Below are 22,030 nucleotides of genomic sequence, written 5' to 3'. Positions count from 1 at the left end.
TTAATTTAATAAAGAGTTATACGTTTTTATAATATGTTTTTTTATAGTATAAAAATCTAATGACTGTTTTAAAGATTCATCATTAAATTTAGGGTAATTAGAAACTTCTTCAATAATTGTTTGCTTCAACAAAGAAAAAATTTCTTCAATATCATTACAATCAGAAATCAGAAATCCATTTTTACCGTGTTCAATAATTTCGGCAGTTACACCTCCGGGATTGGACTGGATTGGGAATACATCTAAACAAATGGCTTCTAATAATGTATTGGGCATTCCGTCAGAATTACTATTGCCAATATAGATTTTGGATTTACCCATTAACTTTAAAACCTGTTGATGAGATATTTTCCCTAAAATCTTGAAATTATTCCAATTTTTTAAGTCTTTTTGGTTTACCCATTGAAAAACCTCCGGATCGGCTCCAAAAACAACAATTTGATACGGTTGAAATTCTACTTTTAATTTTAAAATAGCTTTTAAAACCGGTATTGCTCTTCCCGACCTGCCTTGATAGCCTTTAATTAAAATTATATTTCTATCTTCTTTTGATTTTTTATAGGTATTTATCTCTTCTAATTTAAATCCGCCACCACCGGGAAAAACTCCTAAAAATTGTCCTTTGAAACCATGCTTTTCGGCTATTGTAAAATCTCGCTTACAATCGGTTATTAAATAATTTACACGCTTGAGTACCTCCTTTATATCGGCTAAATAATCAGTTTTATTTTGAAAATAAAATAGATCGCTCCCCCAAGAACTGTATATCCATTTCAACTGATCATATTTCTTCATAACCGATAAAATAGGCGTACAAGCTACATATAAAGCAAAACTATGTACAAAATCGGGTTTGATTTCAGCAATTGTTTTTTCAAACTCTGAAGAAATACGGCGTTCATTAATTTTTTGTAAGTATCGATATAGGCTTGGAAATTTCGATTTTATGAAAATCCGACCCGGAAAATCCCATCGCATCTTCCATTTGGTAATTTGGTGTACCCAGTTAATACGTTCTATTTTATTTCCGGCTCCAGTAATATCAAACCAATACACGTCAAAATCGCTATCTTTTAGCTGATCCACCCACCTAAAAAAATGCAAACTGGGCATCGCCACCATTAGTATTTTCTTTTTGTTAGGCATTGGGTACTATTTTTAATAGTATCGCTTCTTTTTCCCAATCGATATTATAACGATAAAGAGCTAAGCGATGATGCTGAATTATTGCTTCTAAAAGCCTATTATTGATACTTTCTAGCGAATAGGTTTGTATATGTTTTTTACCGCTAATTTTTTTTATCTGATTTTTGACTGATTTTGAACGAGTATCGGCAGTAATTTTAATTTCAGAAGCTTCTTTTAATCCTGAAAAAATTCCGACCATAAAAGCATCGAATTGAAAACATTCGGAACTGATTTCGAATTTGTGTATCGGTCTTTGTAAATCCTTCCATTTTGCTGTATCAGGCATTTTGCCCCATTCAAACTCGCCATTAGCTCGGGTAATTTTATGCTGATATTGCAACAGCATATACTTATGATTAATTTTTTCGAGATTGGTATGGAAAGGATAGTTGCTTTTTTTACTCCGGTACTGTTTTAGATGCCATTGGTGTTTTACCAAAATTTCACGATCGTAGAAATGCACCGAATATCCGGCATTTTTCAATCGTAAATGCACATCGGTATCCTCGGCACCCCAACCATGATAAAACTCGTCGTAACCGTTTATTTTTTTTAAAATTTCCGTTTTGTATACAGTAATACCGGTAACTTCTTTATTGCTACTAAACGAGATAGAGGCTTTATTGAAATTTAGGTTTTTCTGGGTAGTTTCTTTATCGAGAAATCCTGTTTTAAAATAAACGATTCCTATTTCTTTATGGAGTTGTTTTGATTTCTCAACAAAATGTGGATGAAATAATAGGTCGATATCGGCTACGCATAAAAGCAATGTATCACATCTTTTCAAAGCAATGTTAATGGCTCTACTTTTATTCCATAATTGCCCGTAGGTGGGCACAAAAATATATTCTATAAAATCGTATAATTTTAAAAGCTTTTCCAGCTCTGCTGTATAGTTTTCTGAGCTTCCATAATTCATCAGAAAAATTTTAAAATCTTGATCTTTTTGAACTTTTAAGGATTCTAAACAACGCTTTACGATTTTTAAATCCCGATCACGGTATGTTAAAACAAGGCTAAGCATTAAAAGATTTCATTAAGGAATAAAAATACATTTTGGTAAATTTAATTTTTCTGTTAAACAAAATCAATTTAAAATATTCTTGAAAGGCTTTTATGTAATCTCCCTCCCGATTGTAAGCTAGAATTAAAGACTTCTTCTTGTTTATAATAGATTTCTGAAAATGTTCATCCCATTTTTCAAAACCTTGTTCTTCATTTAAATTTTCTAAAATAAATAAATCGGTATTAAATAAAGTGCTTAACTTTTTTCTCAACTTAAAAGATTGCCCTACCTCGACTCTATAAACCGCAAGATATTCATCCAAAAAATAGATTTTCTTTCCACCCACAACTGTATAAAGATATAAAGGCCAATCTCCATAAGGTAATCTTGAGAACCAAGATGGCAGATTATTCAAAATGGCTGAATTTTTAAATAAAACTGTAACGGAAGGAATAAAGTTCTCCATTACTAAATCAGTAAAATCAAAACTATTCCTTTTTAATGTTCTGGATTTTTCAATAAGTTTCCCATTCGAATATAATCTTCTACATTTACCAAATACTATCGAATAATCATCATGATTTTCTAATAAATCGACTTGTTTTTGTAATTTATAATCATCTGTCCAGTAGTCGTCTCCATCACAAATCGCTACATATTTTCCAGTCAAATGCTTAGCAGTTTCGATAAAATTTTTAATTAGTCCAATATTTTTATCCCGGCTTATTAATTTAATGACGTCTCCAAATTTTCTCTGATAATTTTTACAGATGTTTAACGTATCGTCAGTACTTCCATCCTCGCCTATTATCAACTGAAACCTAAAATTAGTTTTTTGGCACAAAACTCCTTCTATAGCTTGTGCAATCATATTTTCTTGATTATAAGTAAGCATAAAAACACTAACGATAATTTTAGACTTCATTAAAGATATTTATATAGTTTTGAAAAACCTTTTCTTTTATCTTCGAAAGAATAATTAAGCAAATCAATATCCTTTCGAAATAGTTCTTCTACACGGTTCTTATTGGATTCTGTAAAAAACCTTGAATAATGTTTTCTTTTTTTCTTGCGTTTATTAAGATGAAGTGTAAAATCATCTTCAATTTTTAGATTTTTAAGTAAAATTTCTAAATCACTTTCTAAAGATTCAAAACGTCCTACAAAATCTAACTTATATTCGCCTTCGATGTCGAAAAATGAAGTTTGAGGATATAAATGATCTCCTCTATATTTTAAAACTCCTTTCTGAGTTAAGGTTGGCTGAAATTCTTTTTCTCGGCATAAATACTCTTTTAGATTACCTTTTATATTTTGATCTTTCTGCAACCAAAAATAATCGGATATAACTCGATCCCACGGATTTCGAACAAATGTAAACTTATAATAGTCGCTCCATTGATTTTCTGTAATTAAGCCTTTTTCGACTAAAAATTTTGCAGGTGCATGTTGCAAAAAAGTTTTATTCCTGGGACACCAACCATATAACACATCATAATTTGCCTTGTTCCAAGCTATAGACTCACCTTCTCCTAATAAAAATTTGGTGATACTAATCCCTGCGCATTTAGGTATATGGATAAAAATACATTTATGTTTATGAGAAATCATATTATTATTTAATAATAAGTTCTACCATATTTTAGTAAAACATTTTTAGGCAACCCTTTATATTTAAAAAAAGTATCATTTACAATCTTGATCCGCAATAGTTTTTTAAAGATCCTATTCTTAACTAAGAAACTCAATTTTGAAGTGTTATTTTTTTTTAGACCGTTTGATTGGATTTCAACTCTCTTTTTTAAAAAACTAACTTCATCCATCCAGTCCTCATAAACGTTCCCCATATGGTAGGCGTAATTTTTAAAGGTGGTCAGTTTCCATAAGTCCATATTTAATGCAGCAATATCTAATAAACGTTCACTATTCTGGCCCATTTTCGAAGGAACATATTTTTTTATTAAGTTTAAAATTTCTTTTCTATAGGTTGCCACAAAATGACTGGAACCGATACAGGCTTTTACTTCACCTTTTTCAATACCCAAAATATACTGTAAATAATAATGATCTTCTTTCATATTCCACCCAATACTCTGATAAAATTTTTGCATTTTCGTTGGTTCCGCTACCTTAAAAAATTGCATTCTTTTTTGTAGAAAATTATCGAATATCACATTGGTGCAAAAATTAGCGTACATATTAAATTGAGGTACAATACCAACTGTACCGGCCTTTGGAAAAGCATTAAAAACACGAATAGTTTCCTGTTGCCAACCAGACAAAAACATCGTGTCGGCATCTGCAATTGTAATTAAATCAAAATTATGACCTACTACACCTTTATAAATTGCATTTAATTTCCCTATATTAGAAGTATTTACAAGCTCTTGAATTTCACCTTTTTCTTTTAAAATTAAAAGGTATTTTTCAACTTCACTACAACTCCCATTATTTATAATAGAAATATAGGTGTACTCAAAATCTACCGTTTCTAATATCGATTGAAGACACTTTTTGAAGATTTTAAAAGCATCTTTAAAATAATCTTTTTGATTAGGGATATAAACCGGGATAATGATCTGATGCATAAACTTGTCATCAGAGGTAACTTTATCTTTATTGGGATTATTTCCTTTCCGCATGAGATGAAACTAATATTTAAATTTTTCAGGCTTTTTTATCTTAAACTTCAAAACAAAGAATAAGAATTTAATGGCATAAAAAGTGTCTATAAATAAGTTCTTAGATCCGTTTAAGAATGTACCAACAATGCTATTAAAGGCCTGTCTCATTTTTACTTCTTTATGCCATATTTGATAATTTCCTAACAAATCATTTTTTCTTCGAAAATAAGACTGTGCCTTCGTTCTCCTTACTTCGTAAGCAAATACTACAGGAGCAAATTCTATTTGGTATCCCTTTTTTAGTACTCTTTTTGTCCAGTCTTTATCTTCAAAAGTGGGTACTTTATCGTTGAATGGAATTTGTTGCCAAACACTTTTTCTGAATGCTGAACCTGTAAAAATTAAGCCCGATTTATTAGGGTCCTTTTCAGCATCGATGCTAAGAATATAATTTCGATAATCGTTTGGGGTATGCAAGCATCTAACACCAGCCAATCTTTTATTGGCATCGAATTTTTCTTTTATAACATCAAAGAATTCCGGACTAACAGGATAAGAATGTGCACTAAATATTACTACAATATCGCCTTTAGCCTTTTCAGCTGCAAAATTTGCACTCCCACCATAAGAAAAGTTTTTTATGGTTTCGAAACGTGCACCATATTTTTCAGTTATTTTTTCACTTTCGTCTGTAGATTCGTTATCTATAACTATAATTTCATCTATGGTGTCAGAATATCTATCGGTAAGATTGAATAATAAAAACTCTAAATCTTTGGCTTCGTTCTTATTTCTAATTGCTATAGAGATTTTATCTTCCATGTATTTGAATTGTTAGAAGTTTTAAAATAATACTGCTGCTCCACACTCAAGTTTTCTGCATCAATATACCAACCACCGTGTCTAGCTATTAAAGGATATCCTGTCCTAATTGCAGTAAAGAAATTTTTTTCCAATTTCTGATCATAAGGTCTATAAAGAGCAAAAGTTGTATCAATTTCTGCTAAATAATCTCCGTCTTGTGTTTTTTTATGCCAAAATTGTTTTTCCCAATTGAGAATTTTAATTTTTAAGGGGTTGGCATCAGGTATATCTTCCAGAGACAAACTAAAACCAACTTTAGAAACTTCAGTATGCTTATCCAATTTGGCTTTAAAAATAGCTAAAAAATCATCCGGACAAGAACTTATAGGTACAATGTCTGGGTCTGTTACAACATGATATCCTTGACCATAAAACATCCTAAACTCCTTTTTCTTCCAAAATACTAAATGCCCATAATTTTTATTCAATCTATGAATTCTTACAGATTTATCTTTTTTAAGAAATTCTAAATACCGTAGTAATTCAGGATACGTAGAAGCATTATCTATAATTACAATATTTTCATATTTCGTTTTTTTTAAAAAGTCAATTAATTTCTTTAGGTAAAAAAATTGATTAAAACTTATAATAACAACTGGATATGTTTTAGGATTCTCAATTTTATAACGAAAATTACGACAGAAAGTTTTCAGAAAAAACAAATTAAAAACAACCTGCAATTTTTTTAATATATTCTTTATCAATTTCAGAAGTGTTTTAAATTAACTCTCGGTAGGATTTTTTTAAAACATCTCTCCACTTCTTTTCAAAAGTATAACTACTCAAATTTAAAAGCATTAAAATTCGACCTAAAGTTACAAATTCGAAAAAGTATAGTTTATTACATAAAAAGAGCTGTGATTTAATCCATTGATACCCTTCCAGACTTAAGCTTTTATCCTTATTTAACAAGCTATCTTTATAGTATTTAAAAATTAATGAGGTATTGAGTGCAATAAGATAATTATCTTTAATTTCTATTGATCTTTTAAAATTTTGTTTTGCAATTTTAAATTGAGATGCTCGATAATGTGGAACATAATTTATGCTATTTTTTCCAGTTATTGAGTTTGGATGTATTCGATAGTCAAATAACGGTTCATCAATAATTATATAATTTTCTTTTTTTTCTTTATAAAATAATCTACAAAAAAACTCGGTTTCCTGCCCTCTGGCAATCGTCTCATCAAAAAGTTTTTTTTCTTCGAAATAGGATCTTCTGAAAAGAATTGAATTAGTAACTATTATATTTCTAAATAGTATTATTTCCTTAAATAAACTAAAATTTTTATTCCGTATACTATTATAGGGATTTCTTTTCTTGTCATTTATTACGCGACATCCACAAATTGAGAATTGAAAAGAAGAAATATGTAAAGGAGAAATTTTTTTTTCAATAAATTGGGGTATCATCAGATCATCACTATCAAACCAATTAATATATTCCCCTTTACTAAGTTCGAAACCATAGTTCCTACAGGCATTGGCTCCTTTTGGCTTATTATCGGGACGATGATGATATTGAATCCTGGAATCTTTTACGCGATAAAATTCCATTAGCTCATCAGTATAATCGTTGGAACCATCATTTACTACGATACATTCCCAATTTTGATAGGTTTGCTCAATAACAGATTCCAAAGTTTCTCCAATAAAATGAGCCCGATTATAGGTTGGAATAATTATGGAGACTAATTTTGAATCAACCACTTATTCTATAATTGTGTTTTAAATTTTTGTCTAAAAAAATATCCTCTTCCTAAATATTTTTTGAAATAGATCATTAATCTATATTTCAAGGCGCCATTTTTGAAATTTTCATTCAAACTATCAAGAAAGAAAGATTTATCCGGCACTAATGTTTTACCTGATAAATAACATAAATCCAGAATATTGAATAAAACCTTTCGTTTCGTTGTAATACTCATTTTAGATTCTAAATCTAAATAAGTAAACCAAGATTTCAATATTGCACTTTCTGTTTCAGCTTTTTTGTCTTGTTTTAATAAACCTTGTTTGGATATTTCATGTCTTCTTCTTAAACTAAGATAATTATCAAGAATAAAACAACTTTGAGAACTAACTACCAATTTACAGTAATAATTATATTCTTGCCCTGTTCTTAGATTTTCATTGAACGAAATTGATTTAGCTAATTCTTTTTTTACAATAATGTCAAGCGTTAGCCAATTTATTCTTTGAATTATATAGTTATGGGGAGTTACTTCATATTCATCAAATTTATAATAACGATCCATACTTTTGTCTGTAGAATTTAAAAATTTGGTTTTTGCTATTACATAATCAACTTTATGACTAATTATAGCATTGAGTTTAACTTCAATATGATCTTCTGTCATTAGATCATCACTATCAAAAAAAATAATATAATCTCCATTAGCAAGATTCAAACCATAATTTCTAGCTCCATTCCCTCCAGGTAAATAATCGTTTGTTCTTCTATAAAACTTAAACCGACTATCTTTTTTAATATAAAAATCTAATAACTCAGCAGTATAATCCGTAGATCCATCGTCTACTACAATACATTCCCAATTAATGTAGGTTTGAAAAAATATAGAATCAAGAGTTTCTCCTATTAAATGAGATCGGTTATATGTAGGGATAATGATAGAAACAAGATGTGGATGCATGAACTTAATTATTAAATTTTAATTGAATTTCTATTCCTACTATTTTTTAAGGATGTATACAGTCCTTTTAGAATTCTATATTTAGAAAAATTCTCTTTTGCTTTTCGAAATTTCAATTTGAAAAGTAATTTAAAATAGCTTAGTCTAATTTGTTTTAATTGCAATGAAAATTTACTATCAAAGTTTTTTAAGTTTATATCAGCCCATTCGACTTTAGCATATCTTATATATTCTTCATAATAGTCATCTGAATATTTCAATACGGGTTTAACCTCTCTAAATTCACGATCATGAATCATTTTAGCCTTAGGAACAATTCCAATTTTCATATTATGATACAAAACTCTTTGGCAATAATTTCGATCCTCTCCATAATGAAAAAATAGCGAATCAAAATAGCCTACTTTTTTGAGTGTTCTTTTAGGTATAAGCCAACCGGCAGCATTTACAAAGGGAATTGAATAGATATCTTTTATCTTGCTCTCATTTGCATCGAAAATATAATCCCTGGAAATATTATATCTTGACATAAACATTGAAAAATTTGCATCTAATCCTGTAAAACTTTTTTTATAATGGAACGGACTTAAAATTCCATATTCAAATTTGTCCTTACTGATTTTTATTAATTTTTCTAAACAATCTTCTATTAAATAAGCGTCCTGATTTAATAAGAAAACATAATCTGCACCATGATTAATAGCATACTCAATTCCTATATTATTAGCTTGCCCAAAACCTAAATTTCTATTTTGTTCTAAAAGATGAACATCCGAATAATTATTTTTAATAAAATCTATTGTATTATCCGAACTATTGTTATCGACTACAACTACAGGAAAATCACCACATGAATGCAAGCATTTATCAATCCATTTTAGACCATTGTAAGTAACAATGATGATATAAAATTTAGGCTCTTTCAATTTAAATTAAATTTGAAAAAATTAAAGTCAAATTCTTACTAACCATTAATTTCTGCTCTCTAGTATATCGCACTAGAGCATTTGAGCTCCATTTATTCATTAGGGTTGATAATTTATTAATTTCAGTAAAGTCTAAATTGTAATCTTGATAAGCGGGCATCCAAGTAGATATATAAACTTTTGATTTTACTACTTTTCGATTAAGTGCTACGAAAGGTCTATTAAAACTTTGAGCTGTTATGATTCCATGAAGACTTGTTCCTACAAAAATTTTAGATCTCGCAATTAAGTACATTATTTCATAAATACCTTTAGGTATGACCAAATTGAAACTATCAGATATTTTCGCCATTTCATTTAATATCTTGTGATCTTCATGATTTGGAGCCATACCAATAGGACATAAGATGATTTCTAATTTTAGTTTTGTTGCTTGTTTTAAAATTTGTGATGCAAAATCTTTCAAATTTTCTGGTCCTTTATTTATTCCTACTTGCAATAACAAGTAATCTTTATTATCAAATATTAAATTTGAAGAAGTTTTACTTTTTAAAAATTCAATTGAAAATAAATCTGACATTAGAATAGCAGAATCTGGCACTAAGATAGAATCCACATTATATTCTTTAAGTGAGTTTTTAGTTCGTTTGTCTCTTACACTTATAAAATCTGCTTCCTCTAATAAATTAGCGATATATTTATTATTATCTGTTTTTCCATAAAAACGACCACCGACTGAACTAAAAAAAAGTTTTGAATTGTTTTTCAATGGTACAAATGGACTCATTGAAGAGTCTTTAGATAATAATCGTTTAGGAAAATTAATCTTTTCATCTAATTTTTTAAAAATTTCAAATTTTAAAAGATGTGCATAATAAGGATTTATGAATGAATAAAGCGTTCTCCAATTCGCAAAGAAAACTTCCCCCCCACCAACAACTATGTTACCTTTGTTCTTATTAACTTCTTCTTGAAATTTTTTATAAGATTTAGTTGGTAATGCACCAAAATGTGAAAGGTCACTTTTTACAATCCCATAATTATAAAATTCTGCTTCAATATTATAGATCTTCAGCATCTTTTTAAAAATTATTGGAAATAATAAATCTCCGTAGTTTATTCTATCTGATGCCGATAGAAAATGGATTATCTTTTTATTTCCACTCATATCCAATCATAAAACCTTTATTCCAGCTTGGTAAAAAACCGGTGTTATAAAAATCGCCTTTTTCAGATTTTATCCAAATTGCCTCTTTTATATAATCGATAGTTTCATCTTCGTATCTCAAATAAATATTAAGATAATAGCTTCCTGAAGCTAAGGGCCATTTAGGTATTTTTAAGTAGACACTGCTTTCTCCTTTTTTAATATTAAAGTAAGGTTGATTCAAAGTTTCTGTTGAACAATGAAACTGAGGGATTTCTTCATTACTATAAACTCCCAACCCAAGGTGCAATGAATTTAGATTTTCAGATGCATTCAATTTAATTTCAAAATAAAGCGTTTCTCCCGATAAAATTGTTTCTATTTCTGTATTAAATTCATTTAAAATTCGAAGATTTTGGATGCTTATTTTATCTGACTTTTTAACTTTTCCAGAAATATTAAATCTAAATTTTTGATCCTTTGATGACAGGTAATTATTGATAGCTTCTCCTATACTTCCCTCAAAAAAAGTTTCCCCATTCTCCAAAACTATACCTCGTGTACATAGATTTTGAACACTAGCCATATTATGACTTACAAAAAGCACAGTTCTTCCCTCGCCTGTAGATAGATCTTGCATTTTGCCAATAGCTTTTTTTTGAAATTCGGCATCACCCACGGCTAATACCTCATCGACTACTAATATTTCAGGTTCTAGATGCGCTGCTACTGCAAAACCTAAACGAACACGCATTCCGCTACTGTATCTTTTTACGGGAGTATCAATATACATTTCGCAACCAGAAAAAGCAATAATTTCGTCTATTTTCGCACGTATTTCCGGCTTTGTCATTCCTAGAATAGCACCATTGAGATATATGTTTTCCCGACCGGTGAGTTCTGGATGAAAACCCGTTCCAACTTCAAGCAATGAGGCAATGCGTCCTTTTGTTTTTATGCTTCCAGTAGTGGGAGAAGTTACTCTAGAAAGTAATTTTAATAAAGTAGATTTTCCGGCACCGTTTTTACCAATAATACCTAAAACCTCACCTGTTTTTACTTCAAAATTAATATCTCGAAGCGCCCATACATAATCTTCATTTGCTTTTGCAGATCGATCGTTTACCGCTCCTACCTTCAGATAAGGATCTTCTTTCCCTCTTATTTGATGCCACCATCGATTAAAATCATGGCTTATAGTGCCTGTACCAACCGTACCCAATCGATACTGTTTTGAAATATTTTCTGCTTTTAAAATGACACTCATTATACGGTATCTATAAAATTCTTTTCAGTTCTATTAAAGGTAATTAACCCAATAAGAAATAAAGCTAGACTAATTCCTATAGTGTATAAGAAAGATCCTAGGTTAAAAATACCTTCATCTAATATCATATATCGAAATCCTTCTATAATCTGAGTTAGTGGATTTAAACGAACAATCCATGCAATGTCTGGCATTTTTTCTTCTACCTGACTCAAAGGATAAGGTACCGCTGAAATATAAACTAACAAAGAAGTCGCAAAACCGATAAGTACGGTAAGATCACGATATTTAGTTGTCATTGCTGAAATAATCATCCCAAATCCTAAACCCATAAAAGCCATTAATATCACATATACCGGAAATAGAATGATATTAGCATTCGGTGTTACCGAGCTGCCTTGATAAATATAATAAATATAGAAAACTATCAGAATTAATAACTGAATTCCAAATTTTACTAATCCAGCAATTACTTTACTAAGAGGAACAATAACCCGAGGAAAATACACTTTACCAAAAAGGGCTGCATTTTGGTTGAATGTGTTCGATGTACTGGTAAAGCATTGATTGAAATAATTCCATGCTGTAATTCCTGTAAGATTGAATAAAAAATTAGGAACGCTGCCTGTAGATATACTTGCGATATTATTGAACACCAACGTATATATTACAGAAGTAAATAGAGGCTGAATAAAGAACCAAAGCGGCCCAAGTATAGTTTGCTTATAAACCGTTGTGATATCACGCTTTACGAACAAAATCAACAGATCCCTATATCGCCAAATCTCTTGGAAATTAAGGTCGATTAGCTTCCTTTTGGGACTAATTTCATATAACCAGTTATCTTCTATGGAATTCATAAACTCTTTGGAGGATTTGCAGCTTTTTGATTTATTATTCTCGCTATTTTCTAATAATTTGAATTCTATTTCAACTTAAAATTTATTGCTATTTTTTATTACCGTAAAGGATGACTCTGGCGAAGAGCACATAAAAAAAAGGAATTTTTGAAATAAAAATATCTAAGTTAGACGCCAATTTATTTATCCAGTTATCGTAGTTTTTATCACCATAAATTTTTAGAGAAATGACTCCAAACATTACAGTGAAAAAGTCAAAAAAATAATGATTAAATGTAAATTTCTCTTTTATTATTTTAATGTCTTTTGAAACCAAAGCGTGTTCATCTGGTGTTCTTTCTTGCGGATTCATTTTTCTGTAAATCTTATATATTGGATTCATATTTAAGGGTTCCAAAAAAATAATCTTACCGCCAGGCTTTAATACTCTATGAATATGGGTTATTGATTTCTCGATATCCAAATGATGAAGTATTGCTCCCCCAAACACAATATCAAAAGATTCATCTGCAAAAGATAAATCATTTGCATCCATCAAATAATGGTTTATTGGAAAATCTCTCGAAGTTGCGTGCTTTTTACCATTCTCTAATTCCTTTTCTGAAATATTTATACAGGTTAAACTTTTAGGTCTGGTGGATTTATCAAACCAGGCCGCCCAGGTATAAGAACCAATTTCTAACACATCCTTATCATTAAAATCCAAAAGTAGTTTATTGATAATCTTTCTCTCTCGCTTGTAGGAATAAAAAAAAGCATGCCTTCTTAGCTTCTTAATTTTAGTTCTGTCCAATTTATTCTGATTCCAATAATCTCTTTCGGTCTGATTTATTTCTTCTCTGGTTCTCGCTTTCATAATAGATAGACAGTCACTAATAGCTTATTTTATTCAAACTTGCGCTTAAACTTCTCCCATGATTTCTTAAATTGAGATCGTGTAGATGGCGCTTCACCATACCCGTTATTATAACGATTATAGCCATAGCCGTAGCCATAACCATAGCCGTAACCATAGCCGTAACCATAGCCATATTTCGCTCGATGTACAAAATGATTCAGTACAAAACTTATATTTTTTATCTCTCCTTTGGCATATTTCTGATTAATCGACTCTAGCATTCCTCTTTTCGTATAATCTTGTCGCACCATATAAATAGTGGCATCGGTGAATTTTACTAGATTTAATGCATCTGCTACCAAACCGATTGGTGGCGTATCCAAAATAATATAATCATAAGTTTGCCGAAGCTCTTTTATTAGTGCTTCCATTTGATCATTCATCAATAATTCTGATGGATTTGGTGGCACTGGCCCGGCAGTGATTACATCCAGAAAAGGAATTTTACTTTGCTGAATAATTTCTTTAGAACTTGCATCTTGAATCAAATAATTACTAACTCCTAATTCATTATTCAATCCAAAATCATCAAAAATCTTGGGTTTACGTAAATCCAGCCCCACAAGTATTGTTTTCTTTTCGCTCATCGCAAAAACCGTCGCCATATTCATCGCACAGAAGGTTTTCCCTTCTCCTGAAACAGAAGAAGTGATCAAAAGCGTTTTTGCACCTTCAACACCCTGTTTTTTGTACATAAACTGCAAACTGGATCGCAAACCTCTAAAGCCTTCAGAAATTGAAGCCTTGGGACTTTCAAAAACCGCAAGATTACTCGTCATCTTGCTTTTACCTATCATTCCTAAAATTGGTATGGGAGATAAACGCTCTACTTCCTGGGCGTTGTGGATATTAGTATTTAAAAAAACCAATAAAAACACAAAGGTCAACGGAATAACTCCCCCAACCATTACTGCCATTACATAATTCAGCTGCGTATTAGGACCTATTCTTCCGCCTCCAATGTCTTTAGCTTTGTCTATAATTAAAACATCACTAACGTTAGCCGCTTTTATAAGTCCCGCTTCATTACGTTTTTCTAAAAATAAATTATAGGTTTTTTCACTAATATTATATTTACGCTGAATTTTAAGTAAATCCTGCTCTTCCTTTGGTAGCTCTCTAATTTTTGATTCAGCTGTAGATATCTGCCCGTTGATATCTCTCAATTCACTTTGAAGCAATCCTTTGGAACTTGTAATATTTTCAAGCAAAACTGATTTTACACTATTAATTTGCCTGTCAATATCTGCGAAAATCGGAGCTCCTTCTTTTAACGAATACTGGTAGTTGCTTCGTTCTTCTGCTAAAGTTATTAATCGGGAAACAGCACTAGCTATACTACCTTCAGAAATTCCTGCTACTGATGGTGCCGGAATATCTGAATAATCTGTACGTGTTTCTAAATATGTCCTCAGTGTTTGGTAATATGATAACTGCCTGCTTATATTCTCTTTTCTAGAATCAAGATCCAAAAGTTTACTAGAAAGCTGCTGACTTTCCGCCGAGATATCTAAAATCTCGTTGTCATTTTTATAAGAATTAAGTTCGCTTTCCACTAATCTCAATTCTCGAGATTTCACATTTAAACTACTGTCTATAAAAGCTATAGTTTTTGTAGCAAAAAGGTTTTTTCTTGCTAACATATTATCGCTAAGAACCTTAACCGATCCATTTAAATAATCAACTAATCGAGCCTTGTTATTACCTGTTTGAGATAAGCTAAGTACCGAAGCACCATTAGACTCAGGCTTTACAGAAACATTTTTATATCTAGAAACAGCAGAGTCAAAATTTAGAAAACGAACATAAAAGCTCTTATCTTCCTGGAGTCCGTTTTCTGAGCGTATTATCCTAGCATTCAAAAAAGGAGTTTCAATTTTTTCTCCAAACTTATACGTTTTACTAAAAGCTATTTCTTCTTGTGTTCCACTAACTTTTTTGTCCTTAGAACCATAAGATTGTAGTGTAAAACTGCCGGGGATTGCTGCTGTAATTTGAAAATTGTCCTCACTTACAGCCACAATTTTATAAGTGATATTTAAAGCTTGGAACTTTGTGGTATCAACAATTACTTCAAAAGGAGTCTCTCCATAGGCATCTACGCGTTGATATTCTCCATCCTTTCTATAATCAACATAAAATCCCAGTCGTTCAACAACTTCTTCATTATGGGTTCTAGATCTTAAAATGGTTATAGCTGTATTAACTTTATCTGATGTTCCACCCCAATTAAAAGTCAAACTCGTATTACTGGTAAAAAAAGGATTTTGATCGTCCTTTATAGAAATCGAATTCCCTAATTGATAAACCGGTAGTTTCCTAACATTGTTGTAATAAGCTACGGCTAAACTTACCGTTACTGAAAACAATATAAGTTTCCAGTAACTAATCACTTTTAGCACAAAACCTTTAAAATCGAAGGTTGAACCTACATCTGAAATATGATCTTCTTCATTCGCCATTTAAAACCTAGTAAATAATAAGATTGTTGTTGAAATTAACGAAAAAACTGTACCTATGGTTCTAAAACTCTCAATTCCGGTTGTACCAGCACCCAATGATTTTTGTGGCAAGGGATCGACGATTATCATATCGTTGGGCTGTATGTAGTAATAGGCACTCTTTACAGCATCCAAATTTGTTAAATCTATATGGTGCACTTCCTCGCCGTGAGGATATTGTCTTAAAATCTTCACATCTTCTCTATTCCCAACGTCGCTAATCCCTCCTGCATTAGCTATCGCTTCCATTATCGTAACTCGCTCTTTATATAATACATTACTACCTGCTCCTATTTCACCGATAGTCGTATATCGTATTCCCGCAAGCTTTACAGTGACAAAGATGTTCGCCTCAGCTCTAAAATATTCAGATAGTAATCTATTTTCTATTTTTTTCCTTATTTCTTCAACAGTATACCCCATCACATTAACTTCACCCAAGGTAGGAACGCGAATATTACCATGTTCATCTACAGCAAAACCATCATAGTACATTCTTTCTTCTCCTGTTGCATTGGCATTCCCTTCGTTAACAGGATTAAACATCCCTACAATATCTTGATCTAGAGCTTTCACTCTTATACTCAGAAGATCGCCAACTTGGACACGGTAAGGTTTATTTAGACGATGTACATCTACAATACTATCAACGCTCGCCTTATCTTCCTGAAGATAAGATAACTTCTTTGTAGAAATACAAGAAGTAGACATTAAAGATAGTACGAGTACTAGTACTAATAGAATTCTAGTCATAAGGGGCTTCACAAATTTTTAACAAATATAATTCTTGCGCATTAATAATAAAATAATTAAGATGATTATCGATAATTTAACTTTATTTGCGGTTAAACTGAAAAATTGTGAATTACCTTTCTGTTGAAAATATTGCAAAATCTTATGGTGAACGTATATTATTCACCGACATATCCTTCGGAATCAATGAGGGGCAAAAAGTAGGCTTTGTCGCCAAAAATGGGACGGGAAAAACTTCGCTTCTTAACATCCTTGCCGGGTTCGACACCCCAGATGAAGGAAATGTAGTCTACCGTAAGAATATTAAGACGGCTTTTTTACCTCAGGAACCCGACTTAAATCCAAATTTAACGGTAGAACAAACTATTTTTTCTGCGGAAAATGAAACTCTAGAAATTATAAAGCGCTACGAAGCTGCTTTAGAAAATCCTTCAGATGCTGAAGCTTATCAAAAAGCTTTCGAGGAAATGGATGCCGCCCAGGCATGGGATTTTGAAACCCAATACAAACAAATTCTTTTTCAGTTAAAACTGGAAGACCTTCAAAAAGAAGTGAAAAATCTCTCTGGTGGGCAAAAAAAGCGATTAGCTTTAGCCAATATGCTTTTGCAAAAACCAGATTTTATAGTAATGGACGAACCTACCAACCATTTAGATCTGGATATGATCGAATGGCTGGAAGAATTTTTCAGAAAAGAAAATTTCACCATTTTTATGGTAACGCACGATAGATATTTTTTGGAGCGTGTGTGTAATGAAATTGTAGAGCTAGATGAAGGAAATTTATATACTTATAAAGGAAATTACTCCTATTATCTAGATAAAAAAGAATCGCGAATTGAATTAGAAAATACCAATACCGATAAGGCAAAACAGCTTTTTAAAAAGGAATTGGACTGGATGCGTAAACAACCCAAAGCACGTACTACAAAATCGAAATCCAGAATCGACGATTTTCACGAAATAAAAGATCGAGCTTCCAAAAGACGCAAAGACCATCAGGTTCAATTAGAAATTAACATGGAGCGGCTGGGGAGTAAAATGGTAGAACTGCATAATATTTCCAAAAGTTTTGAAAATAAAGTGCTTTTCGAAAATTTCGATTACAATTTTCAAAAAGGAGAACGTGCCGGTATAATTGGTAAAAACGGTACGGGAAAATCTACGTTTTTAAATATTCTTACTGGTGATCTTCAGCCAGACACCGGTAAAGTAGTGGTTGGCGAAACCATAAAATTTGGATATTATACCCAGCGCGGTATTAAAGTAAAACCAGGACAGAAAGTTATCGATGTGATTCGAGAATTTGGGGACTTTATTCCGCTTAAAAAAGGAAGGCAAATTTCTGCTCAGCAATTGTTAGAACGTTTTCTTTTCGATAGAAAAAAACAATATGACTTCGTAGAAAAATTAAGTGGTGGAGAGAAAAAAAGATTGTATTTGTGTACGGTTTTAATTCAGAATCCAAACTTTTTAATTCTGGACGAGCCTACCAACGATCTAGATATTGTTACTTTAAATGTTTTGGAAAACTTTCTATTGGATTATCCTGGCTGTTTGCTGGTTGTTTCTCACGATCGTTATTTTATGGATAAGATTGTAGACCACCTTTTTGTTTTCCCTGGAAATAAAACAATTGAAGATTTCCCCGGCAATTATTCAGATTATCGTGCCTATGAAGGAAGTTTAGATGCTGCTGAGGATAAAAATGAACCTTTAGAAAAATCAACTAAAAACGATTGGAAAGACGAAAGTACAGGAACCAAATTAAGCTATAACGAGCAAAAAGAATATCAAAAATTAGAACGGGAAATCGCTAAACTGGAGAAGAAAAAAGAAGAAGTTCAGAAAAAATTTCTGGAAGAGCTGAGCGGAGAAGAAATCGATAAAACTTCTTTAGAGTTAAAAGATATCGAGAAACAGATCGAAAACAAAACCGAACGCTGGTTTGAATTGATGGAGAAAATGGAGAGTTAGAATGTTGATATAATACCGTCTTCATTTAAGATTTTATTTCTGAAAGCAAAAGAAAAAACAGACCAGAGACCAGAGACAAGAGATAAGAGATAAGAGATAAGAGATAAGAGATAAGAGATAATAATTTGAAGATGTGGTGATGAAACTGCACAAAAAGAGTCATTCTTAATGTTGAATGATGAATTTTGAATGATTTCATGTTAAGCCTAATAATTTTGAAACCTGGACTTATCGAAAATTGCTTGTAAAATTAGAAGTGAAAGATACAGAAATACGAAATTGTATATTTTTGAGCTGCTTTTTATTAAAGCAAGATTAAAAATTCATTATTCAAACCGTAACGTCCTAACAAAAAAATTGCATCAATTAAAAGCTTACATAAAATTTCTGCTTGCTTCGCAAAATCAGCACGGATTGCATTCTCCTTTTGTGTACGATTTGGTGACTAATTGTTTTTACGATAAAAATAAATATCCCGAATATCAACAAATCAAAAAATACAAAGTTGATCTTCTAAAAAACACTTCTGAAATTGAGGTTACCGATTTTGGTGCGGGTAGTCGAGTTTTTAAAAGCAATAAAAGAAAGGTTTCTGATATTGCTAAAGTCGCCGGAATTACTACAAAAAAAGCTGAATTTTTATTTAGAATCACGCAATATCTTCAGCTTAAAAATTGTCTGGAACTTGGTACAAGTTTAGGTATTGCTTCCGCAGCAATTGCTTCCGCAGAAAAATCAAGTTTAACCACTATAGAAGGCTGCCCTAAAACCGCCAATATTGCGCAGCAGCAATTGAAGAAATTCGGTTTTAAAAATATTGAACTTAAAATTGGCGAATTTCAACACTATGTATCTGATTTCTCAAATTCACAAAAATTCGATTTAATTTATTTCGATGGTAATCATCAAAAAACAGCTACACTTCAGTATTTCAAAGCACTTTTGCCAACCGCACATAATGATTCTGTTTTTATTTTTGATGATATTCACCTTTCCGAAGAAATGGAACAAGCTTGGTTAGAAATTCAAAATCATCCTAAAGTACAGGTTACTATCGACACCTTTCATTTAGGCTTAGTTTTCTTCCGCAGGGAACAAGCAAAGGAACATTTTAAAATTAGATTGTAACAAAAACAAACTCTTAGCGTCATACCTTTATAAATTGATTTTCTATGAGCAAGAAGGTTATCGAAATTAGAAATATTATTCGAAATTTCCCTTTAGGACAGGAAGTTGTAAAAGTGCTTAAAGGTATCGATCTGGATATCGATCGCGGTGAATATGTAGCATTCATGGGTCCCTCTGGTTCAGGGAAATCAACTTTAATGAACTTATTGGGATGCTTAGATACACCAACCGGTGGTTCTTATATCTTGAACGGAAAAGATGTTAGCCAGATGACCGATAGCGAACTTGCCGAAGTTCGTAATAAAGAAATTGGTTTCGTTTTTCAAACTTTTAATTTACTTCCACGAACAACTGCTTTAGATAATGTTGCGCTTCCTATGATCTACGCCGGTGCCTCAAAAGCCGATCGTAAAAAAAGAGCCGAAGAGGTTTTAACCGATGTTGGCCTTGGTGATCGTATGGATCATAAACCCAATCAGCTTTCAGGAGGGCAGCGACAACGTGTGGCTGTAGGTAGAGCTTTAGTAAATAAACCTTCGATTATTCTTGCAGATGAGCCTACAGGAAACCTGGATTCTAAAACTTCTGTTGAGATTATGAGTCTTTTTGATGCTATCCATGCCGCAGGAAATACCGTAATTCTTGTTACTCACGAAGAAGATATTGCAGAACATGCACATAGGGTAATTAGACTTCGTGATGGGGTAATTGAAAGTGATACCAGGAAAGAAGTAGTTGATACGCAAAATATATAAATTCGAAGCTAAAACTATTTATTTATCTGAAATCTTGAATGCTGAATTTTGAATGTTTTATTTCAAAATATTCTCAGACTATTTTAACTGAAGAATTTTTGTTTTTTTCTTCTTAAAGCATTTATTTCAACTAAAGAAAACTTGTAGTTGATCACTAAGAGTTATTTGCTTTCCATAAAAATCATAACTTTGCAGTCTTAACCTAGAATCTTAAGCTTGTGTTTCATTTAGATCAAGAATCTTATATTTATCTCGTTATCATAGCCATTGGTTTGCTTGTATTCTCTATGGGCGCGAAACAACGCAAAAAAAGACGAAACGAAAACACCGACTTCCGTAGAAGATATCAGGCTCGCAAAAAAGAAGAAGAAAAAGATAGAACTACTAAATAAGCTACACTATTTACTTTTGTAACTTCGCTCTCCTATTTGTTCTTCTGAAAAAAATACTAAATGAAAATTTATACTAAAACTGGCGATAAAGGAACAACCGCATTATTTGGAGGAACTCGTGTCCCTAAGCATCATATTCGTATCGAAAGTTACGGTACCGTAGACGAACTTAACGCCCATATTGGTCTTATAAGAGATCAAAAAATTGATAAAATTACTGCGGAAGTTTTACTGGATATTCAGCATAAACTTTTTACCATTGGTTCAATTCTCGCAACAGATCCCGAAAAAGCAACCCTGAAAAACGGAAAATCCCGTCTTAATATTCCCAGAATTTCTGAAGAGGATATTCATCTCTTAGAAACTGAAATGGATAGAATGAATGAAGAACTTCCTGAAATGACGCATTTTGTGCTACCGGGTGGGCATCAAAGCGTGTCATTCTGTCACATAGCCAGATGCGTTTGCAGGCGCGCAGAACGCTTAAGTACAGCATTATACAATGAAGAAGCTTTTGATGAAGAAGTTTTAAAATACTTAAACCGACTGTCTGACTACCTCTTTGTGCTGGCACGACTATTGACTAAACAACTGCAAGCTGAAGAAATTAAATGGATTCCAGAAAAATCTTAAGAAATCGGTAAATTAAAAATCCGTAAATCGTCTTTTTCGCTGCATTTTAGTTCTTTCACCTATGTTCTTAATAATATTGAATAAAAATTAGACTTTTTTCTTGGGAATTTCAGTAAAAAAATTATTTTTGCAGAAATTAAAAACCCGATTAACTAATGTACTGGACTTTAGAATTAGCATCTTATCTTAGTGATGCACCATGGCCGGCAACCAAAGATGAGTTAATTGATTATGCCATTAGAACAGGAGCACCACTAGAAGTTGTGGAAAACCTTCAGGCCATAGAAGATGAAGGTGACTCTTATGATTCTATCGAAGAAATATGGCCCGACTATCCAACAGATGAAGATTATCTGTGGAACGAAGATGAATATTAAATTACATTTATACCTATAAAGTTAAAAGTCTCATTATTTAATGAGGCTTTTTTTTTGCGTATATTTGAACCCCTAATAATA

At 31.7% G+C, this 22,030-nt stretch carries 22 protein-coding genes; 6 read left to right on the top strand and 16 right to left on the bottom strand.

The features are described 5' to 3' along the window. The 16 genes from PBT89_RS04345 to PBT89_RS04270 form a co-directional block, all read right to left on the bottom strand. Positions 1 to 1,146: a glycosyltransferase gene (locus tag PBT89_RS04345; RefSeq protein ID WP_270063561.1), complete on the bottom strand. Its 1,146-nt coding sequence runs from the start codon at positions 1,144 to 1,146 to the stop codon at positions 1 to 3. Further along, a complete protein-coding gene (locus PBT89_RS04340) occupies positions 1,139 to 2,212 on the bottom strand; it encodes a glycosyltransferase family 2 protein (RefSeq protein WP_270063560.1) in 1,074 nt (357 codons plus the stop codon). Before PBT89_RS04340 ends, PBT89_RS04345 begins: the two co-directional genes overlap by 8 nt. Then, a complete protein-coding gene (locus PBT89_RS04335; protein ID WP_270063559.1) occupies positions 2,205 to 3,119 on the bottom strand; it encodes a glycosyltransferase in 915 nt (304 codons plus the stop codon). The genes PBT89_RS04340 and PBT89_RS04335 overlap by 8 nt, the downstream gene beginning before the upstream one ends. Further along, entirely contained in the window at positions 3,119 to 3,805 is a 687-nt protein-coding gene (locus PBT89_RS04330) for a sulfotransferase family 2 domain-containing protein (protein ID WP_270063558.1), read from the bottom strand. Before PBT89_RS04330 ends, PBT89_RS04335 begins: the two co-directional genes overlap by 1 nt. Positions 3,806 to 3,813: 8 nt before the next feature. Next, on the bottom strand, positions 3,814 to 4,836 hold the full coding sequence (locus PBT89_RS04325; RefSeq protein ID WP_270063557.1) for a glycosyltransferase: 1,023 nt from the start codon (positions 4,834 to 4,836) through the stop codon (positions 3,814 to 3,816). Between the two features lie 9 nt (positions 4,837 to 4,845). Then, positions 4,846 to 5,640 (bottom strand): glycosyltransferase, encoded by a 795-nt coding sequence (locus PBT89_RS04320; RefSeq protein WP_270063556.1) that lies wholly within the window; start codon positions 5,638 to 5,640, stop codon positions 4,846 to 4,848. Continuing rightward, positions 5,619 to 6,386: a glycosyltransferase family 2 protein gene (locus PBT89_RS04315; RefSeq protein ID WP_270063555.1), complete on the bottom strand. Its 768-nt coding sequence runs from the start codon at positions 6,384 to 6,386 to the stop codon at positions 5,619 to 5,621. Before PBT89_RS04315 ends, PBT89_RS04320 begins: the two co-directional genes overlap by 22 nt. Positions 6,387 to 6,399: 13 nt before the next feature. Beyond that, entirely contained in the window at positions 6,400 to 7,392 is a 993-nt protein-coding gene (locus PBT89_RS04310) for a glycosyltransferase family 2 protein (protein WP_270063554.1), read from the bottom strand. A 5-nt stretch (positions 7,393 to 7,397) separates the two neighbouring features. Next, positions 7,398 to 8,336, bottom strand: coding sequence for a glycosyltransferase family 2 protein (locus PBT89_RS04305; protein ID WP_270063553.1), 939 nt, complete (start codon positions 8,334 to 8,336; stop codon positions 7,398 to 7,400). 11 nt (positions 8,337 to 8,347) lie between these two features. Continuing rightward, on the bottom strand, positions 8,348 to 9,262 hold the full coding sequence (locus PBT89_RS04300; protein ID WP_270063552.1) for a glycosyltransferase family 2 protein: 915 nt from the start codon (positions 9,260 to 9,262) through the stop codon (positions 8,348 to 8,350). Between the two features lies 1 nt (position 9,263). Continuing rightward, positions 9,264 to 10,430, bottom strand: a complete 1,167-nt coding sequence (locus PBT89_RS04295; protein ID WP_270063551.1) for a polysaccharide pyruvyl transferase family protein — start codon at positions 10,428 to 10,430, stop codon at positions 9,264 to 9,266. Next, positions 10,417 to 11,676, bottom strand: coding sequence for an ABC transporter ATP-binding protein (locus PBT89_RS04290; RefSeq protein ID WP_270063550.1), 1,260 nt, complete (start codon positions 11,674 to 11,676; stop codon positions 10,417 to 10,419). The genes PBT89_RS04295 and PBT89_RS04290 overlap by 14 nt, the downstream gene beginning before the upstream one ends. Beyond that, on the bottom strand, positions 11,676 to 12,536 hold the full coding sequence (locus tag PBT89_RS04285) for an ABC transporter permease (RefSeq protein WP_270063549.1): 861 nt from the start codon (positions 12,534 to 12,536) through the stop codon (positions 11,676 to 11,678). Before PBT89_RS04285 ends, PBT89_RS04290 begins: the two co-directional genes overlap by 1 nt. Before the next feature lie 88 nt (positions 12,537 to 12,624). Continuing rightward, entirely contained in the window at positions 12,625 to 13,392 is a 768-nt protein-coding gene (locus PBT89_RS04280) for a class I SAM-dependent methyltransferase (RefSeq protein WP_270063548.1), read from the bottom strand. A 29-nt stretch (positions 13,393 to 13,421) separates the two neighbouring features. Beyond that, positions 13,422 to 15,896 carry a polysaccharide biosynthesis tyrosine autokinase gene (locus PBT89_RS04275; protein WP_270063547.1) on the bottom strand — a complete coding sequence of 825 codons (2,475 nt, stop codon included), beginning with the start codon at positions 15,894 to 15,896 and terminating at the stop codon, positions 13,422 to 13,424. Further along, positions 15,897 to 16,688, bottom strand: a complete 792-nt coding sequence (locus PBT89_RS04270; protein ID WP_270063546.1) for a polysaccharide biosynthesis/export family protein — start codon at positions 16,686 to 16,688, stop codon at positions 15,897 to 15,899. A gap of 107 nt (positions 16,689 to 16,795) precedes the next feature. On the opposite strand from PBT89_RS04270, the gene PBT89_RS04265 reads away from it, so the two are divergent. The 6 genes from PBT89_RS04265 to PBT89_RS04240 all read left to right on the top strand — a co-directional run bounded on the left by PBT89_RS04265 (position 16,796) and on the right by PBT89_RS04240 (position 21,949). Next, entirely contained in the window at positions 16,796 to 18,664 is a 1,869-nt protein-coding gene (locus tag PBT89_RS04265) for an ABC-F family ATP-binding cassette domain-containing protein (RefSeq protein WP_270063545.1), read from the top strand. 357 nt (positions 18,665 to 19,021) lie between these two features. Then, complete coding sequence (locus tag PBT89_RS04260) at positions 19,022 to 19,792, top strand: O-methyltransferase (RefSeq protein WP_270063544.1); 771 nt, start codon at positions 19,022 to 19,024, stop codon at positions 19,790 to 19,792. A gap of 44 nt (positions 19,793 to 19,836) precedes the next feature. Further along, positions 19,837 to 20,547 (top strand): ABC transporter ATP-binding protein, encoded by a 711-nt coding sequence (locus PBT89_RS04255; protein WP_270063543.1) that lies wholly within the window; start codon positions 19,837 to 19,839, stop codon positions 20,545 to 20,547. A 218-nt stretch (positions 20,548 to 20,765) separates the two neighbouring features. After that, the gene (locus tag PBT89_RS04250) at positions 20,766 to 20,939 is read left to right on the top strand and encodes a hypothetical protein (RefSeq protein WP_270063542.1); all 174 of its coding nucleotides are present in this window, start codon (positions 20,766 to 20,768) and stop codon (positions 20,937 to 20,939) included. 60 nt (positions 20,940 to 20,999) lie between these two features. Beyond that, a complete protein-coding gene (locus PBT89_RS04245; protein WP_270063541.1) occupies positions 21,000 to 21,572 on the top strand; it encodes a cob(I)yrinic acid a,c-diamide adenosyltransferase in 573 nt (190 codons plus the stop codon). Positions 21,573 to 21,727: 155 nt separating this feature from the next. Continuing rightward, entirely contained in the window at positions 21,728 to 21,949 is a 222-nt protein-coding gene (locus PBT89_RS04240; protein ID WP_008272287.1) for a DUF2795 domain-containing protein, read from the top strand. Positions 21,950 to 22,030 lie beyond the last annotated feature (81 nt).

Origin of the sequence: Zunongwangia sp. HRR-M8 (genome assembly GCF_027594405.1) — a bacterium.
In the GTDB taxonomy this organism is placed as follows: domain Bacteria; phylum Bacteroidota; class Bacteroidia; order Flavobacteriales; family Flavobacteriaceae; genus Zunongwangia.
Note: the sequence above shows the minus strand (reverse complement) of the source record. Positions and strands in the feature narration are given on the sequence as shown.

Excerpts from the sequence above, each read along its gene's own strand:
- PBT89_RS04285 (WP_270063549.1), bottom strand. The coding sequence starts at position 12,536 with ATGAATTCCATAGAAGATAACTGGTTATATGAAATTAGTCCCAAAAGG.
- PBT89_RS04330 (WP_270063558.1), bottom strand. The coding sequence starts at position 3,805 with ATGATTTCTCATAAACATAAATGTATTTTTATCCATATACCTAAATGC.
- PBT89_RS04335 (WP_270063559.1), bottom strand. The coding sequence starts at position 3,119 with ATGAAGTCTAAAATTATCGTTAGTGTTTTTATGCTTACTTATAATCAA.
- PBT89_RS04270 (WP_270063546.1), bottom strand. The coding sequence starts at position 16,688 with ATGACTAGAATTCTATTAGTACTAGTACTCGTACTATCTTTAATGTCT.
- PBT89_RS04320 (WP_270063556.1), bottom strand. The coding sequence starts at position 5,640 with ATGGAAGATAAAATCTCTATAGCAATTAGAAATAAGAACGAAGCCAAA.
- PBT89_RS04245 (WP_270063541.1), top strand. The coding sequence starts at position 21,000 with ATGAAAATTTATACTAAAACTGGCGATAAAGGAACAACCGCATTATTT.
- PBT89_RS04325 (WP_270063557.1), bottom strand. The coding sequence starts at position 4,836 with ATGCGGAAAGGAAATAATCCCAATAAAGATAAAGTTACCTCTGATGAC.
- PBT89_RS04290 (WP_270063550.1), bottom strand. The coding sequence starts at position 11,676 with ATGAGTGTCATTTTAAAAGCAGAAAATATTTCAAAACAGTATCGATTG.
- PBT89_RS04255 (WP_270063543.1), top strand. The coding sequence starts at position 19,837 with ATGAGCAAGAAGGTTATCGAAATTAGAAATATTATTCGAAATTTCCCT.
- PBT89_RS04340 (WP_270063560.1), bottom strand. The coding sequence starts at position 2,212 with ATGCTTAGCCTTGTTTTAACATACCGTGATCGGGATTTAAAAATCGTA.
- PBT89_RS04345 (WP_270063561.1), bottom strand. The coding sequence starts at position 1,146 with ATGCCTAACAAAAAGAAAATACTAATGGTGGCGATGCCCAGTTTGCAT.
- PBT89_RS04280 (WP_270063548.1), bottom strand. The coding sequence starts at position 13,392 with ATGAAAGCGAGAACCAGAGAAGAAATAAATCAGACCGAAAGAGATTAT.
- PBT89_RS04295 (WP_270063551.1), bottom strand. The coding sequence starts at position 10,430 with ATGAGTGGAAATAAAAAGATAATCCATTTTCTATCGGCATCAGATAGA.
- PBT89_RS04240 (WP_008272287.1), top strand. The coding sequence starts at position 21,728 with ATGTACTGGACTTTAGAATTAGCATCTTATCTTAGTGATGCACCATGG.
- PBT89_RS04305 (WP_270063553.1), bottom strand. The coding sequence starts at position 8,336 with ATGCATCCACATCTTGTTTCTATCATTATCCCTACATATAACCGATCT.
- PBT89_RS04275 (WP_270063547.1), bottom strand. The coding sequence starts at position 15,896 with ATGGCGAATGAAGAAGATCATATTTCAGATGTAGGTTCAACCTTCGAT.